The organism is Shewanella sp. 10N.286.54.B9, assembly GCF_041468565.1.
Lineage (GTDB): Bacteria > Pseudomonadota > Gammaproteobacteria > Enterobacterales > Shewanellaceae > Shewanella.
This window is the reverse complement of record NZ_JBFRIY010000015.1, coordinates 163,938-180,904: the sequence shown is the minus strand read 5'-3', so window position 1 is coordinate 180,904 and position 16,967 is coordinate 163,938. Positions and strand designations below refer to the sequence as shown.

The 16,967-nt window shown below is 44.2% G+C and carries 16 protein-coding genes; 15 read left to right on the top strand and 1 reads right to left on the bottom strand.

Annotated elements, in window-relative coordinates; translation table 11 throughout:
- The first annotated feature begins 120 nt into the window (after window positions 1–120).
- The 3 genes from AB4135_RS05435 (at window position 121) to AB4135_RS05425 (ending at window position 2,067) form a co-directional block, all read left to right on the top strand.
- Window positions 121–663 (top strand): carboxymuconolactone decarboxylase family protein, encoded by a 543-nt coding sequence (locus AB4135_RS05435; protein ID WP_371990975.1) that lies wholly within the window; start codon window positions 121–123, stop codon window positions 661–663.
- A 207-nt stretch (window positions 664–870) separates the two neighbouring features.
- Window positions 871–1,290 carry a GNAT family N-acetyltransferase gene (locus tag AB4135_RS05430; RefSeq protein WP_371990974.1) on the top strand — a complete coding sequence of 140 codons (420 nt, stop codon included), beginning with the start codon at window positions 871–873 and terminating at the stop codon, window positions 1,288–1,290.
- 45 nt (window positions 1,291–1,335) lie between these two features.
- The gene (locus AB4135_RS05425; protein ID WP_371990971.1) at window positions 1,336–2,067 is read left to right on the top strand and encodes an SIMPL domain-containing protein; all 732 of its coding nucleotides are present in this window, start codon (window positions 1,336–1,338) and stop codon (window positions 2,065–2,067) included.
- Between the two features lie 71 nt (window positions 2,068–2,138).
- Here the strand turns inward: AB4135_RS05425 and AB4135_RS05420 are convergent, their stop codons facing one another.
- Entirely contained in the window at window positions 2,139–3,446 is a 1,308-nt protein-coding gene (locus AB4135_RS05420; protein WP_371990969.1) for an NAD(P)/FAD-dependent oxidoreductase, read from the bottom strand.
- Window positions 3,447–3,691: 245 nt separating this feature from the next.
- On the opposite strand from AB4135_RS05420, the gene AB4135_RS05415 reads away from it, so the two are divergent.
- The 12 genes from AB4135_RS05415 (at window position 3,692) to AB4135_RS05360 (ending at window position 16,946) form a co-directional block, all read left to right on the top strand.
- Window positions 3,692–4,240, top strand: coding sequence for a cupin domain-containing protein (locus AB4135_RS05415; RefSeq protein ID WP_020914162.1), 549 nt, complete (start codon window positions 3,692–3,694; stop codon window positions 4,238–4,240).
- A 459-nt stretch (window positions 4,241–4,699) separates the two neighbouring features.
- Window positions 4,700–5,461 carry a gamma-glutamyl-gamma-aminobutyrate hydrolase family protein gene (locus AB4135_RS05410; RefSeq protein WP_371990967.1) on the top strand — a complete coding sequence of 254 codons (762 nt, stop codon included), beginning with the start codon at window positions 4,700–4,702 and terminating at the stop codon, window positions 5,459–5,461.
- 2 nt (window positions 5,462–5,463) lie between these two features.
- Window positions 5,464–6,813 carry a glutamine synthetase family protein gene (locus tag AB4135_RS05405; protein WP_248972997.1) on the top strand — a complete coding sequence of 450 codons (1,350 nt, stop codon included), beginning with the start codon at window positions 5,464–5,466 and terminating at the stop codon, window positions 6,811–6,813.
- Between the two features lie 266 nt (window positions 6,814–7,079).
- On the top strand, window positions 7,080–8,180 hold the full coding sequence (locus tag AB4135_RS05400; protein ID WP_371990965.1) for a polyamine ABC transporter substrate-binding protein: 1,101 nt from the start codon (window positions 7,080–7,082) through the stop codon (window positions 8,178–8,180).
- Between the two features lie 109 nt (window positions 8,181–8,289).
- Window positions 8,290–9,426: a polyamine ABC transporter ATP-binding protein gene (gene potA / locus AB4135_RS05395; protein WP_371990963.1), complete on the top strand. Its 1,137-nt coding sequence runs from the start codon at window positions 8,290–8,292 to the stop codon at window positions 9,424–9,426.
- Window positions 9,427–9,436: 10 nt separating this feature from the next.
- A complete protein-coding gene (locus AB4135_RS05390) occupies window positions 9,437–10,342 on the top strand; it encodes an ABC transporter permease subunit (RefSeq protein WP_220738167.1) in 906 nt (301 codons plus the stop codon).
- The gene (locus AB4135_RS05385; protein WP_220738168.1) at window positions 10,339–11,154 is read left to right on the top strand and encodes an ABC transporter permease subunit; all 816 of its coding nucleotides are present in this window, start codon (window positions 10,339–10,341) and stop codon (window positions 11,152–11,154) included. The genes AB4135_RS05390 and AB4135_RS05385 overlap by 4 nt, the downstream gene beginning before the upstream one ends.
- Window positions 11,155–11,335: 181 nt before the next feature.
- Entirely contained in the window at window positions 11,336–12,622 is a 1,287-nt protein-coding gene (locus tag AB4135_RS05380; protein WP_371991068.1) for an NAD(P)/FAD-dependent oxidoreductase, read from the top strand.
- Between the two features lie 762 nt (window positions 12,623–13,384).
- The gene (locus AB4135_RS05375) at window positions 13,385–14,941 is read left to right on the top strand and encodes a S41 family peptidase (protein ID WP_371990961.1); all 1,557 of its coding nucleotides are present in this window, start codon (window positions 13,385–13,387) and stop codon (window positions 14,939–14,941) included.
- The gene (locus tag AB4135_RS05370) at window positions 14,941–15,342 is read left to right on the top strand and encodes a hypothetical protein (RefSeq protein ID WP_371990960.1); all 402 of its coding nucleotides are present in this window, start codon (window positions 14,941–14,943) and stop codon (window positions 15,340–15,342) included. Before AB4135_RS05375 ends, AB4135_RS05370 begins: the two co-directional genes overlap by 1 nt.
- A gap of 264 nt (window positions 15,343–15,606) precedes the next feature.
- Window positions 15,607–15,918, top strand: coding sequence for an Mg2+ and Co2+ transporter (locus AB4135_RS05365; protein WP_371990958.1), 312 nt, complete (start codon window positions 15,607–15,609; stop codon window positions 15,916–15,918).
- Window positions 15,915–16,946, top strand: a complete 1,032-nt coding sequence (locus AB4135_RS05360) for an HlyD family secretion protein (RefSeq protein ID WP_371990956.1) — start codon at window positions 15,915–15,917, stop codon at window positions 16,944–16,946. Before AB4135_RS05365 ends, AB4135_RS05360 begins: the two co-directional genes overlap by 4 nt.
- The last annotated feature ends 21 nt before the right edge of the window (window positions 16,947–16,967 follow it).

Below are 16,967 nucleotides of genomic sequence, written 5' to 3'. Positions count from 1 at the left end.
GTTCAAAGCTAGTTATATTGTTTTTAAAGAAAGCGATGTTGTTTTTAAATCGAGTAATCAGAGTGACATCGTTGCTCTTAAATTAGTGAATCAAGTACTACTAACTTTAGGAATATCCTCATGAACGACTTTAAATTTCATACTATTGAATCAGCACCAGCCAAGAGCAAAGCGATTCTAGAAGGCGCTGAAAAACAGATGGGTAGAATACCCGGTTTATATTCGGTAATGGCGGAGTCGCCAAATACACTACAAGCCTATATGCAGTTGCATCAGCAATTTGCGAGCTCGTCATTTGATGCTGAAGAGCTCACTGTGGTGTGGCAAACCATTAACGTAGAGCATGAGTGTCATTATTGTGTTCCGGCTCATACCGGTATTGCGCATTCAATGAAAGTTGACCCTGATTTGACTGAGGCGTTACGCAATCGTCAACCGATGCCAACCGCTAAGTTACAAGCATTGCAGGACTTAACCTTGAGTATGGTTCGCAATCGAGGCAATGTTGAGCCCGCGGAACTAGAAGCGTTTTACGCGGCAGGTTACGGCCAAAAGCAAGTGCTAGAGATCATTCTAGGGCTATCGCAAAAAGTGATTAGTAACTACGTCAATCATGTTGCTAAGACGCCGGTCGATAAGATGTTTGCCGAATATGCATGGTAGTGGTTCATTGCAGTGAAATAGCTTTTTTCTGACATTGAAAGCCTGTAGAACATTCTACAGGCTTTTTTCTGGCTGGTAGTTTTCTAGGGCTCAATCGCTAGATAGTTTATTTACAACAGTGTGTTACTGCTGTTAACTTGCAGTACGTATAACAACCAATATTGCTGGGTGTTGATATTGGTACATAAAAAAAGCTGAGTAGTGATTATGAAAATTGAAGTGCTTCACAAAGAAGACAGCGCTGTAAATGATACCTTGTTAGCGGGGCTGCGCCGTTATAGAAATGAAAATATGGGCAATGAAGAAGCCCAGCCATTATCAGTCGTGGCCAAAGATGACCAAGGAAAAATCATAGGCGGAGTTGCTGGTCGCTGCATATACAAAAATTTCCTTATCGAAATGGTATGGGTCGATGATGTGGTTCGTGGCAGCGGCCTTGGACGGCGATTAATGCTGCAAGCCGAAGAGCAAGCTAAGCAAAGAGGTTGTTTGGTTGCGCAACTTGATACTTTATCTTTTCAAGCGCCGCAATTTTACCAAAAACTGGGCTTTGAAGTTGTCGGCACTGTGCCAGAGTTTGCTGGCAGTCCCGCACGTTACTTTATGCTAAAAAAGTACTCGTCGTGATAGCGCTTTGACCGTAGAAGTTAAATTAGTCAACAAGGAAGTTTTATGAAAATTTGTTATCTACTAATCCTACTCATTTTGTCTTTACCTATTCTAGCCAATACACATTTTCCTGACAGCAGGCATATTGCCGTTCAAGGAAGCGCGGAAATAACGACTAAACCAGATATTGCCAGAATTACTTTTGAGGTCAGTTCCCTTAAGGATCGAGCTATAGATGCTAAAGCTATTGTTGATAAGCGAGTGAATTTATTATTGGCAGGCTTAGAAGGTTTTGCTATTACTGAAGATGAAGTTACAGCGTCAAGTTTATTAACTGAACCCTATGTGACTTATGCTGAGGATGACAACGACAACGAAGTTGTTTCAGGTTACGTGGCAACAAGAACGGTTGTGGTGTCGTTATCTCAAATCGATAAAATGAATGAATTTATTGATTTCGCTTTAAGTGTTGATGTTAACGTGGTTGAGGATGTAGAACTGCTATCTTCAAAAGCTGCTGGGCTAAAAGAAAAGGTGGCCCAACTGGCGGTAGAGAACGCTATATCAAAAGGCACGAACTTAGCCAAAGCGTTTGGTGCCACTTTAGGTCAGATATATAGCATCAATTCAAGTGCTAACCGTTCCTACTATGGTTACGGTGGAGGAGTTGAACGGATTGAAGTTACGGGATCTAAATTACATCGCTCTGATCTGACACAAGGGCGTTACCTACAAGCATCGATTACTTTTACCTCTTCAATAAGTGCGGTGTTTGATTTAAATGTAAATAATTGAAAAATAATGATTGAAACCCTCTGAACAGCACGATTAGAGGGCTTTTTATAGTTTTTATGTCATCTAGCTATTTAAAAAATATCTCTGAACCTATGATACAGCATGCCCATAGCAAGCAGTGGGGAACGTAAGTGAGGGCCGCCTGGGAATGTCATATGCGGTATTTGTGCAAAAATATCAAAGCGTTCTGCTTGGGTGCTAATGGCTTCTGCAATCAGTTTGGCTGCCATATGGGTGGCATTAACGCCGTGGCCTGCATAAGCCTGAGCGTAGAAGATATTCTTAGCATCTGTTAAGCGACCTATTTGCGGCAGGCGGTTTGCACCTATGCCTATCATACCGCCCCATTCGTAATCGATACGTATGCCCTTAAGCTGCGGGAATACTTTTTCAAGGTTAGGTCTGAGTGCTGCTTCTATATCTTTAGGATCTTTACCAGAATAGGTACATAAACCACCGAATAGCAAGCGGTTATCTTCTGAGAGATGATAGTAGTCGAGGTCGACTCGAAGATCGGCAAAAGCCATATTTTTGGGAATGATGCTGTCGCATTGTGCCTGGGTTAACGGTTCCGTGGCGAGAATATAGGTGCCTGCAGGAAGCACCTTGCCACCAATATTACTTTCGAGTTTGTGACCAAGATAGGCATTACCCGCTAGCACTAAATATTGACAGTTTACCTCGCCGTGAGCGGTAATGACTTTAGGTTTATCACCTTTAATTATTTTCTCTGCCGCACTGTATTCATACATCTTAACACCCAGGTTACGGGCAACTTTGGCTTCACCTAATGCTAAATTTAATGGGTGTAGGTGACCGCTCGCCATATCGACCAACGCGCCTTGATAAAAATCTGAACCAATCACTTCGCCAACCCGAGACTTGTCGAGTAGGGTCATGTTTTTGCCGTAACCAATCTTTGTTAGGTGCTCAAGATCTGCTTCAAGCTCATGCATATGCTTAGGCTTAATGGCTAGATCGCAATAACCCATCTGCAAGTTACAGTCGATGTTATGCTGCTTGACGCGTTGCCTGACAATATCAACGGCTTCAAAACCCATCTGCTCGATGCTGTTTACTCCTTCACGGCCGATGATGTTTTCAAACTGTTCAATATTATGACCAATGCCGCGAATAAGCTCACCGCCATTACGCCCAGAGGCTCCCCAGCCAATCCTTTTCGCTTCGAGTAGCGCGACAGAAAAGCCTTTTTGCGCCAGTTCTATTGCAGTATTAATGCCACTAAAGCCACCACCGACAACGCATACGTCAACATCGATTACCTCTTCCAATCGCGGTGATTGGTGTAGCTCTTTTGCTGTTGCGAAGTAATATGAGGCAGGGTATTGCTCACTATGCACCGGGCTTTTAGTTGACATATTTTCTCCAAACATGTGTTTTTATTGTAAATTGGACTTGGGACAGTATACTCAAGAGTCTATGAATAAATTATTTACAGATGTTCGTTATTTTTAACACGCTTTCCTGTAGAATACAAACACGCCCGATAAAATGAACAGTACTTATTGCATCAAGCTGTTCTGGGTTACAACCGGAGCGTGCGTTTTATTGTTCTGCATGTTGTTGGAGGCATAGAACGACAACTTCAATTAGGGGAAAGAATTTGGATATTGGAGCAAGCCTTAAAACCGTTAGAAAAGAGAAAGGCTTATCACAGCGTGAACTTGCTAAGCGCGCAGGTGTAACTAACAGTACCATCTCGATGATTGAGAAAAATAGCGTTAGTCCGTCAGTGAGTTCTTTGAAAAAAGTACTATCTGGATTACCTATGTCTCTAGTGGAGTTTTTTTCCATTGAAGATGAGACCGTCAGCGAACAGAAGGTGGTTTATCGTAGTGATGAACTTTTGGATATCGGTGATGGTGTTTTGGATTTCAAATTGATTGGACGAGATTTTCCAAATCGCGCCATGTCAGTGATGAGTGAGACTTACCCTCCTGGTGCTGATACCGGCATAGAGATGCTTAAACACGAAGGGCAAGAAGCCGCCATGGTGATTGAAGGGAAACTTGAGCTCACCGTCGGTGAAGAGGTCTTTGAACTTAACGAAGGTGATAGCTATTACTTTAATAGTGAACTGCCCCATCGTTTTCGCAACCCGTTTGATACGCCTTGCCGTATTGTTAGCGCGACCACCCCAGCAAACTTCTAATCGCATAAGAAAACCTTTATAAGACCTTACCAGCTAGATACTTATTTAGCTGGTGGCTTTTGGTCGTCTTTTTGCGCAAATGCCCCGTGCCCCTTCGAAATTACAGCGCTTCACGTGTAAATAATATAAAGCATAACAGCACTGTTTGTGTGAAGTGTGTCAACAATGGAAAACATGAGTAAAGCACTCAACTATTGCCTCTGAAAGCCACTGTTTTACTAGTGAAACAAACCATGAGTTATTTAAGTCTTTGTAATTAATCATTGTTTGCTTTTGGTTTGATATTATTTACATTCCTGACTGTTAATCTATTGCCTAGTTTAAAAATTAAGTGTACTGTGTGAAAAAATGAACATTTGAGTATGATTTGTTCATTATATAAAAATTCGTAAATCAAGATTAAAAATTACTATAAAAACCATTGAAAAAACTCTGAATACGAAGGATTGAAGGTGTTATATGTCGGAAGTAGGGCTCGCGGTAGTAGGTGTGACGGCATGCAATCAACAGTTAGGATTGCATCCATTTAACATTGTTGGCGAAAAGTACTTATTAGCTATAGCAGATGCCACTCAAGCTTGGCCTCTGATTATCCCGTCCTTGGGACATTGCCCTGCAGAAGTCGTGTTATCAAGACTCGACGGCATTCTGTTTACCGGTTCCCCGTCAAACATTGAACCTCATCATTTTGATGGACCTGCAAGTGAAGCGGGAACGCATCATGACCCAAAGCGAGACGCGACAACTTTACCGTTAATTCACGCCGCTATTAAGGCAGGTGTGCCAGTGCTGGGAATTTGCCGTGGCTTTCAAGAGATGAACGTTGCCTTTGGTGGCAGTTTGCACCAAAGGTTGCATGAAGTCGGTGGCTTCATTGAGCACCGTGAAGACAAAAGCGCACCCGTTGAAGAGCAGTATGGTTTGTCCCATGAGGTCAAGATAGAACCTGGGGGGCTGCTTCACGATGCATGGGGCCGCAGCTCCGCAGAGGTGAACTCTGTGCACACTCAAGGCGTAGACCGTTTGGGTGTTGGGTTGCGGCCAGAAGCATATGCAAATGATGGATTAATAGAAGCGTTTTCAGTGAAAGACGCAAACAATTTTGCATTAGGTGTTCAATGGCATCCAGAGTGGAAAGTGTTAGATAACGCTTTTTATACTGCCGTTTTTAAAGCCTTTAATCAGGCATGTCAGCGCCGTGCAGCAAGCAGAGTAAAATAATAATGAAAAAACTAATTAGCTATTTAAAAGACGAAAAGATCACCGAAGTTGAATGTGTTGTCTGTGATATGACTGGTATTGCCCGTGGCAAGATTGCACCAGTGGGCAAGTTCATTGATGAAAAAGGCATGCGTATGCCAGAAAGTGTGCTGTTGCAGACGGTGACTGGCGATTATGTTGAAGATGAAGCTTATGACGCTTTACTGGATGCTGCTGATATCGATTTCGTTTGTGTTCCTGATGAAAATGCGGTGTATAAACTGCCTTGGACGATCGAAGCTACCGCGCAAGTCATTCACGATACCTACGATAAAATGGGTAACCCAATTGAGTTGTCTCCACGAAACTTACTTAAGAAAGTACTTAAGTTGTATGAAGATAAAGGCTGGAAGCCAGTTGTAGCGCCAGAGATGGAGTTCTACCTGACTCGTATTAATGAAGACCCCGATCAACCACTTATTCCGCCTGTTGGTCGCTCAGGCCGCCAAGAATCTGGGCGTCAGTCGTTCTCAATTGATGCTGCCAATGAATACGATCCGCTATTTGAAGATATGTATGACTGGTGTGAGATCCAAGGTTTAGATATCGATACCTTGATCCATGAAGAGGGCACTGCACAAATGGAGATTAACTTCTCCCACGGTGATGCATTAACACTTGCTGACCAGGTGTTTGTGTTTAAGCGTACCTTGCGTGAAGCAGCGCTGAAGCACAATGTTTGTGCCACCTTTATGGCAAAGCCTATCACTAACGAGCCTGGCAGCGCGATGCACTTACATCAAAGCATTGTTGACATTAAATCTGGAAAAAACATTTTCTCTAACGAAGATGGTAGCAAAGGCCCGTTGTTTTATAGCTACATTGGCGGTTTGCAGAAATTTATTCCTGAGCTACTGCCACTCTTTGCGCCAAATGTGAACTCTTTCCGCCGTTTCCTACCAGGCACTTCGGCGCCAGTTAATTTGGAGTGGGGCGAAGAGAATCGTACCTGTGGCCTACGCATTCCTGAGTCTTCACCGCAAAACCTACGGATTGAGAACCGTATTGCTGGCGCTGATGCCAACAGCTACCTGTCGATAGCAGCAAGCTTACTCTGTGGCTATATGGGCATGGTTGAAGATGTTAAACCTATGACGCCAGTTCAAGGTCGTGCCAACGAAACCCGTAGCGGAATTTCGCTGCCACTTACCCTTGAAGAAGCGTTGGCTGTTATGGCTGAGAGCTCAGCTTGTCGTGAGTACTTAGGAGAAATCTTTACTAACGGCTATGTGGCTGTTAAGCAAGCAGATTTAGAGAACTATCGCCAAGTGATTAGTTCTTGGGAACGTAAATTCCTACTGCTAACCGTTTAGAGCGTACCGCTACAGCTATCGATTTTGGGGATTGATAGCAGTAGTGATTTAACACAAAAATTAGAATTAGTGAAAAGGAGTCATTCATATAGATAGTGCTAAAAAACAGAGCATTATCTATATGAAAGCTGTAAAGCAGTAGCAACTGCCGGTGCGGTTTTTCAGGTGTAGCATTGGTTAACAATAAGAACTAAGTCGATTAATCGGCAAACAATGCAGCAACAGCAGAGAGGGGATCTCTGCTGCTACGCTAAATAGGAGATAGCATGAAGCTTATAAAAAAGGTGACCACTCTAGCACTCGTCACAGCAAGTGTTTTGGCCAGCAGTGTCACTTACGCTGAAGAAGTGGTTCGGGTATATAATTGGTCTGATTATATTGCCGAAGATACGCTTGAAAACTTCCACAAAGAGACTGGTATTCGAGTTGTATATGATGTGTTTGACAGTAATGAAGTGGTTGAAGCTAAATTACTTTCTGGCCGCTCAGGTTACGACATTGTCGTACCATCAAATAGCTTTTTAGCTAAGCAAATTAAAGCGGGTGCTTTCCAAAAGCTTGATTCGAATCAATTATCAAATCATAAGAATCTAAGCCCTGAGCTAATGACTCAGCTGGAATCTGCCGATCCAGGCAATCAGTATTCGGTGCCATACCTTTGGGGAACAAATGGTATTGGTTACAATGTAGATAAAGTTAAAGCAGCACTGGGCGAAGATGCACCGGTTGATTCATTAGAGCTTATCTTTAATCCTAAATATGCCGAGAAACTGTCTAAGTGTGGACTATCGCTGTTAGATAGTGCAGATGAGATGATCCCAATGGCACTTATCTATTTAGGGCTTGATCCCAACAGCACTAAGTCTGATGACTTTAAAAAGGCGGGTGAGGTTCTGGCTAAAGTACGTCCATACATCACTTACTTCCACTCTTCACGTTACATTACTGACCTAGCCAATGGCGATACTTGTGTTGCTTTCGGTTATTCAGGTGACATTTTCCAAGCTGCAGCCCGTGCGGAAGAAGCGGAAAATGGTCAGGTTATTGAGTATTCAATTCCAAAAGAAGGCTCAAACCTATGGTTTGACATGTTAGCGATACCTGCTGATGCAGCTAACGTAAAAAATGCCCATACCTTTATCAACTATCTACTTCGTCCAGAAGTCATTGCGCCTATTAGTAACTATGTTGCTTATGCGAACCCAAATGTACCCGCACTGCCGATGGTGGATGAAGAGGTACGTACTAACACTTCAATTTACCCAAGCAAAGAGGTGCTAGATCGCCTTTACGTCGGTGACGTACGTCCAATGAAATCACAGCGTGCCTTGACTCGCGTGTGGACTAAAGTGAAATCGGGTTATTAATCAAATGTAGGGCAAGGTATTACCTTGCCCTTTTTGATCAACAGCAAAATAGACACAATTTTAAAAGGTGAGCCTGTGACCTTAATGGCTTATCTGTTGGAGAAGTAATATGGCTAGTACCTTGGGCGTCACCAATAAACCGATTACAAAGACGCAAGGCGAAGTGCTACTTCAGATCGACCGAGTGAGTAAGCTATTTGATGAAGTGCGCGCAGTAGATGATGTGTCACTGAATATAAAGAAGGGTGAGATATTCGCACTTTTAGGCGGCTCTGGCTCAGGCAAGTCAACCTTACTGCGTATTCTCGCAGGTTTTGAAAAGCCGTCTGAGGGGCGTATTTTCCTCGATGGTGAAGACATTACCGATATGCCGCCTCATGAGCGACCTATCAATATGATGTTTCAGTCCTATGCTCTGTTTCCCCATATGTCTGTAGAGCAGAACATCGCCTTTGGTTTAAAGCAGGACAAACTACCAAAAGCTGAAATCGCAGAGCGTGTGCAAGAGATGCTAAAGCTGGTTCATATGGAAGCCTATGCTAAGCGCAGGCCTAATCAGTTATCTGGTGGACAGCGCCAGCGTGTGGCATTAGCTCGCTCACTAGCCAAGCGACCTAAATTACTTCTACTTGATGAGCCAATGGGCGCGCTGGATAAGAAACTGCGTACGCAGATGCAGCTTGAGGTGGTCGATATTCTTGAAGCCGTTGGCGTGACCTGTGTGATGGTGACCCATGACCAAGAAGAAGCGATGACCATGGCGGGGCGGATCTCCATCATGAATGATGGCTGGATCGCGCAAACCGGCACACCTACAGACATCTATGAAAGCCCTAGTAGTCGGATGGTTGCCGAGTTTATTGGCAGTGTTAACCTGTTTGAAGGTGAAATTATTCAAGATCAGGCCGACCACTTGATGATCGCCAGTGAAGGTTTGTCGCAGAATATCTTCATTGATCACGGTGTGTCGACCAGTGTCGAAGACAAGACCGTGTGGGTCGCTGTGCGCCCTGAGAAGACGCGTATTACTCGTGAGCAACCGCAAAGTGAATATAACTGGTCAAGTGGCGTGGTGGAAGATATCGCTTATTTAGGCGGTATATCAGTGTATTACATCCGTCTACCTAATAAGCAGTTAATTCAAACCATCATGACTAACCGCGAACGTCGCTCGGATCCTCCTACATGGGAAGAGGCGGTTTTCATTAGCTGGGAGGCCACCAGCGGAGTGGTCCTTAGATCATAAGGAATCGATCATGAAAAAGCCGTTAAAGTTTCGATTACCCAAAGGCCAATGCTGGACCATAGGCGTCCCCTATTTTTGGTTACTACTATTTTTTGCACTGCCCTTCGCGATTGTACTCAAAATCAGTTTCTCGACTCCGATTATTGCGATACCGCCTTACGAGCCGTTATTTCAGTACGCAGAAGAATCGCTAAATATTATGCTCAATTTGGGCAACTACCTGCTCATTCTTGATGACTCGCTGTATTACAACGCCTATTTAGGTTCACTAAAAATGGCGACCATCTCGACCATAGGTTGCTTGCTGATTGGCTATCCGATGGCTTACGCCATTGCCAGAGCACCTAAGAGTAGCCAAACCTTGTTGGTACTGTTGGTGATGTTGCCCTCTTGGACCTCTTTTCTAATACGAGTTTATGCTTGGATGGGGATTCTAAGTAACAACGGTGTCATCAATAACGTATTGATGTGGACAGGGCTTATCTCCGAGCCGCTGCAGATTTTAAATACCAATACTGCAGTCTATATCGGCATTATCTATACCTATCTACCGTTTATGATTTTACCGCTGTATGCAACCTTGTCGCAGCTAGATATGAGCCTAATTGAAGCCGCGTCAGATCTTGGTTCACGTAGCTTAAATACCTTTTGGAAAGTGACGCTGCCGTTATCTAAAGGGGGCGTGATTGCCGGCTCTATGCTGGTCTTCATCCCTGTGGTTGGTGAGTTTGTGATCCCTGAATTACTCGGTGGGCCAGACTCCTTGATGATAGGTAAAGTATTGTGGCAGGAGTTCTTTAATAACCGAGATTGGCCGGTAGCGTCAGCGTTAGCGATTGTGATGTTGGGCTTATTGATTATCCCTATCACGCTATTTCATCGTTATCAGGCACGTGAGATGGAGAAAACAGCATGAAGAAGTTAAGCTTTTCTACCATTATGCTTTGGGCTGGCATGTTCTTCCTGTACGCGCCAATGTTCATCTTAGTGTTTTACTCATTCAATGAATCTAAGCTCGTAACCGTGTGGGGTGGATTTTCGGTTAAGTGGTATGGCGAACTGTTTCGCGACCAGCAGATTTTAGATGCGGTAGGCACCAGTTTGCAGGTGGCATTTTACGCCTCTACTATGGCGGTTATTCTTGGCACGATGGCGGCATTTGTCATGACCCGTTTCGCACGGGGCTGGGGTAAGTTAACCCTGTCGAATATGATTACGGCGCCGCTGGTAATGCCTGAAGTGATTACTGGTTTGTCATTGCTATTACTGTTTGTGCATATGGCCGATTTTCTTGGCTGGCCTGCAGAGCGTGGCATGTTAACCGTGTGGATTGCTCACTCAACTTTTTGTGCTGCATATGTTGCTGTTGTTGTGTCATCGAGACTGCGTGAGATAGACCGCTCAGTAGAGGAGGCGGCGCAGGATCTTGGCGCTACGCCATTAAAAACCTTCTTTCAAATCACTGTACCTATGATCTCTCCTGCAATTGTCGCCGGCTGGTTACTGTCATTTAGCTTGTCTTTAGATGACTTAGTGATCGCTAGTTTCGCATCAGGTCCGGGCGCAACCACCTTGCCTATGGTGGTGTTCTCCTCGGTGAGAATGGGCGTATCTCCTAAGATTAATGCCTTAGCGACCTTGATTATCTTGATGGTGTCCTTGATAGCATTTGTCTCTTGGTATTTTGCCCGCAGAGCCGACGCTAAACAGCGTTCAAGCTCAGCCTAAACAATAAAAAGCAGTCTGGTCATGTAAAGCTTTGCTCTACATGACCAGCGGCAAGGTATTAATAGAAAGTTGAAGATTTAGAGCAGCATATAGCTCACTAATAGTGATCGTAAAATTCGCTTACAAAGCGAGAAGGACAGAAGTTATGTCAATAATAAATAACCACAGACAGGCGGAAACCATGACCAGTACACCACATGCAGATTCATACTACGCGGCATCGGCTAATGACAAAACAGAGCGTGCTCAACTGCAAGATAATATCGATACTGATATCTGTATTATCGGGGCTGGTTACACAGGCTTGTCGACCGCACTGCACCTGTTAGAAATGGGCTATAGCGTGACGGTATTAGAGGCTGCGCGTATTGGTTGGGGCGCGTCGGGTCGAAATGGCGGTCAAATCGTCAATAGTTTTAGCCGTGATATCGATTCTATTGAAAAAACGGTGGGTACAGAGGCGGGTCAACTGTTTGGTGAAATGGCTTTTGAAGGTGCTCGGATCATTAAGGAGCGGATCAGTAAGTACAATATTCAATGTGACCTGCAAGATGGTGGCGTTTTTGCCGCGCTTAACAACAAGCAGATGGGGCATCTACAGTCACAAAAAGCATTATGGGAAAAGCACGGCCACATGAATCATCTAGAGTTACTGGATGAAAGTGCTATTCGTAAAGTGGTTGATACCGAAGCCTATGTGGGCGGATTACTCGATAAAAGCGGTGGTCATATCCACCCACTGAATTTAGCCTTGGGTGAAGCCGCTGCGGTGGAGTCTCTTGGCGGGAAGATCTACGAAAACTCTGCGGTAATTAAAGTCGACGAGGGGGAAAACCCTGTGATTCATACCGCAAATGGCAGCGTAAAAGCTAAATTTGTGGTGGTGGCAGGTAATGCTTACCTTGGTGGTTTAATCCCTAAGCTGCAAGCTAAAGCCATGCCTTGTGGCACTCAGGTCATTACCACCGAGCCCCTTAGTGATGAATTGGCGAAAAGCTTGCTGCCACAAAATTACTGCGTTGAAGATTGTAATTATCTATTGGATTATTTTCGTTTATCGGGTGATAACCGTCTTATTTATGGCGGCGGTGTGGTTTATGGCGCACGCGATCCGGCTGATATCAAATCAATCATTACCCCTAAGATGTTGAAAACTTTTCCACAGCTTAAAGATGTGAAAATTGATTACACTTGGACCGGCAATTTCTTGCTGACTTTGTCCCGTCTGCCTCAAGTAGGGCGCATTGGTAGCAATATCTATTATTCACAGGGCTGCAGTGGTCACGGAGTAACCTATACGCATTTAGCGGGGAAGATTTTAGCTGAAGCGATTAATGGTCAAGCAACACGATTCGACGCGTTTGCAGGTTTGCCGCATTATCCGTTCCCAGGCGGCCATATGTTCCAAGTGCCATTCAGTGCCATCGGCGCTTGGTATTACACCATGCGTGATAAGTTGGGCGTATAACCTCTGTCACTGCTCGTTATTGTAAAAGCCTACTTGAGTAGGCTTTTTTGTATCGCGTTAACTATTCTACAAATTAGACTTAATTTTTTTAATAGCTAGACCCAAACCTATCACCAACACTTCAACAGCGCCTATTCCTGCAACAACGTAAAGTAATGCAGGTACATGTCTAATAAAATCCATCTCTATCTCTCTAGATACATGTTGTTACTTACTCTCAATATCCCATACATCTAGGGAGCATTTTTTGATTTTGATCGCAAAAAATAGGTTTTTGAGCTAAGGAGGATTATTTCTTTTGATGCACTAAAAATGGCAGGAACTGAGAGATTGCCTAGGGGCTGTTGATCTTTCGAGCTTAGTTTTTGTTCGAATTCAATTATTTTAGTACAAGGCTTGAGCGATGATGCTTAGCTGGCTAAGCGAAAAGCTCGTAACCCACTCTAGTCATAAAAGAATAGAAGCGTTGAATCGACCCCAAAGGGCCGCGTTGCTTGGCTATTTTTACTGTGTTGTAGACTATTTGTGGATAATAACTAAACGGCATAGCCTCCGCCTTGCCAAAATAGCCAATAAACTGCGGCAAAAACAACCGTGAAAGATCAACAACCCCTAATAACAGAAACTTAATATGAAAACACAGCACTCGCAGCAACATTAATGCAAATTTGCATTGCAAACCGCTGCAACTGTAATAAAGTTGCAACTAACGTTGATTGTAATCAGCTGTTCCGTTGAACTAGAGATAATAAAGGATTATTTATGAAGTTGTCCTCTACAAAAATGCTGACAATTATCATTGCTGCAAGTCTTGGCCTATCCGCATGTGGAGGTGGAGATGGAGGCAATGATGGTCCTACATGGGTGCAGGGAAAGTTTGCTAACGAGTCGAGTTTAATCAACCAATGTAGCGCTAACCAAACGGGTAGTGCATTGACTGAAAAGCTATGGCTGCGTTCATGGAGCAACAATACGTATCTTTGGTACAGTGAAATTGAAGATCGCGATCCTGCGCCTTATTCAGTTGCTGATTACTTTAATCTACTGGTCACAGAGGAGTTATCAGACACAGGCAACAAGAAAGATAACTTCCACTTCTCTATGTCGACCGAAGAATGGGAACAGCTGAATCAGTCTGGCGCTTCTGTAGGATACGGTATCAATTTTAAGCTCGATAATGGCTCACAAGCTGGCGCGCGAAAAGTTACCGTGACTTATAACGAGCCAAACTCCCCAGCCAGCGCTGCCAATGTCACTCGCGGCGCAGTCATTGTAGAAATTGATGGGGTTAGCGTAAAAAATGCCAATGACAGTGCCAGTATCGACATTCTCAATGCCGGACTATTTCCGAGTGCAAATGGCAAGCAAACGACGTTCACCATTCGAGACTTAGGCGCGTCAGCTGACCGCGAAGTGACGCTAACAGCGCAAACCATCGTCTCGACCCCAGTGCAAAACACTAAAACTATTCAAACCGCTAACGGTAAAGTGGGCTATCTGCAATTTAACTCTCATATCGCAACTGCTGAACGCGGGCTATTTGATGCGCTAACCAGCCTAAGCCAAGAAAATGTGGACGATCTTGTTATCGATCTGCGCTATAACGGCGGCGGTTTAGTGGCTATGGCAAGTCAACTTGGTTATATGGTTGCAGGTAAAGAGGCAACCGAAAATAAGACTTTTGAAGAAACCAGCTTTAACGATAAATACCCAAACATTAACCCTATTACCAATCAAGCGCTGTCTCCTATGCCATTTATAGACGAGACTTTGGGCTTTAACACTGGCTTACTCACAGGTGGAACCCCGCTGCCAAGCCTGGACTTAAAACGGGTTTATGTATTAACCACATCAAGTACCTGCTCTGCCAGTGAAGCGCTTATGAACGGTTTACGTGGTGTCGATATCGAAGTGATTCAAATAGGCGGGACAACCTGTGGTAAGCCATATGGTTTCTACCCAACACCGAACTGTGCTACCACTTACTTCACCATCCAATTTAAAGGCGTTAATGAAAAAGGCTTTGGTGAGTACTCTGACGGATTTGTGCCGTCTACCAGCCCAACACTCGCTAGCGAAGTGCAAGGTTGTGCACTTACTGATGACTTAAATCATGCTCTGGGTGATCCTGATGAGCGCCTGCTAAGTGCTGCACTTTATTATCGTGATAACCAACGTTGCCCAGTGGTTGCCGCTAGCGTGTCCCGCGTGTCTGCTGCAAATGATTTTGTTGATGAAGGCTTTATGTTGAAAGACAATCGTAAGCAAACTCTTTGGCAGAACAACCGTATTTTAAGTGATATGCAAGGAGCACACTAATGTGCAGGCAAGTATCTAGCCAGGTGATTAAGCTGATATTTAGCGCCATTTTTATTGTAGGACTAACTGGCTGCAGTGCTTTTGCAGAAAGTGAAACCAAAGCGGTACCTGCGCTGTTAATATCGGCCGAGGCCAATAACACCAGTCAGCTTGAACAAGCCATTGCCAGTTTACTCAATACCGACAATGTAAAAATTAGCCCGTCGGCATTTGTACAAAGCAGTTTACTGGCCATTGAACGAGCGCCGCATAAAGATGCTACTGGCCAGCTAATCATGGGCAGAAACTATGAAATGCCACAAATGGTGCAGTTGTATATTCAGGGCGATAAATGTTCTATAAAGCTGGCTAACGCCGAGCAAAGTAGACAACTACCGAAGCTTAAATGCAAAGCTGAATAAACAGTCTTTTATGGTAAAAAACGTCGCAAATGCGGCGTTTTTTATGCGCTAGACATAAGTAATACCAAGTGTTTTGTATTAAAGAAAAGCCCCCACAACAAAGTGCACTTTCAAAACCATAGATAGCTGGCATAACAGTTTTACAATCTGGAGCTTAGTCACACTTTTGCCTTTAGCAGTTCAAGCTTGATTCAGCTTCCCAAGGTTAAGATAAACCTAATTGTTAACCAGCTTAATCCCAGCCAATTGGCTTCTGAGAGTTAAATGAAAATCCATGATACTGACTTAGTCTATACCAACTTGCCAGGCACTATGGGATTACTCAATTCCGTTGCGTTTATGTGGGTCATCACCGCTGTCACTGTCGGTGTTTTTTGCTGGGTGGCCATTAAGCTTTGGCACTTGCACTCCCTACCGAAATACTTAGCAAAAGAGCGCGGTATGCAGCAAGCAAAGCTGGTATTTTGGCTCTGTATGCTGGGCCTGCTCTGGAAACCTCTGTGGGTTTTAGCTGTTATCGCCATTGTCACTGATTGGGACAAAGTACAACAGTGGATTAGGGGGACACGCGTATGAAAGAGATAATGCTGCCCTATATTTTTATTTGTTGGTTACTGTTTAAATTCAATGTGATCAACAAAAGACCGCGTAACTACTTTATTAGCGTATTAGTAGGCTGTTTAATTGCCACAACTCTGTTCTTGGCGCACCGCTTCTATTCGCCTGCGGATCTCACCGACTCTACAACCATACGTGCACCTCATGCCGTGCTGTCACCTGCTATTGGACAACAGATCCAATCAATTTCAGTTGATCACAACCAACACGTAAAAAAAGGTGAACTTATCTATACCTTGGTCGACGATAAAGTGGCCAGTGCGATTGATGAGATCAATGCAAAAGTGCAAGAGATAGAACGGGCAATCGAAGCCACCGAAGTTCAACTCGCTCAAGCAAAACGCAATTACCAACGAAAAGCGGAACTTGGTGAGCACGTCAGCGAACGCGATCTTGAAAACGCTGCCGATAAAGTTGAGATCACCCAAGCCGATTTGAAGGTGCAAGCCGCTCAACTAGAAGTTCAGTATGCGCAACTACGTAAGCAAAACTTTGAGCTAGATAGGCTGCAAGTACGAGCACCATTCGATGGCATGGTGACTCATGTTTATATTGCTGATGGCACTCGAGTAGGTTCTATGCACCTATGGAATACCGGTAAAAAGTTTGTCGAGATGCGGATCCCAGATCAATCCTACGCTTATATTCAACCAGGGCAGTTTTCTGAGTTTTATATCGATGCCTACCCTGGACAAATTTTTAGAGCACGAGTCCATAGTAAGGTAGAAGCGACTGGAGAATCTCAAGGCGATTTATTACCTCGCGAGCAGATGGTGTCACGCCATATTAACCTTGGCTCAATGCCAATAGGTAGAACCGTAGTGCTTGAAGTGGATGAAAACACCATGGCGATGTTACCCATTGGCGCCACAGGCTCTGCTTGGGTCAGTGCTGACAAGCCTCACTCAATACTGGGAGTACTCGATATCATTGGCGCAGCAACCGTCAGGCTAAAAGCCGTTAAGGCATACTTAAACCCACTATAAGTACATAGCCCCGCTAGCCAT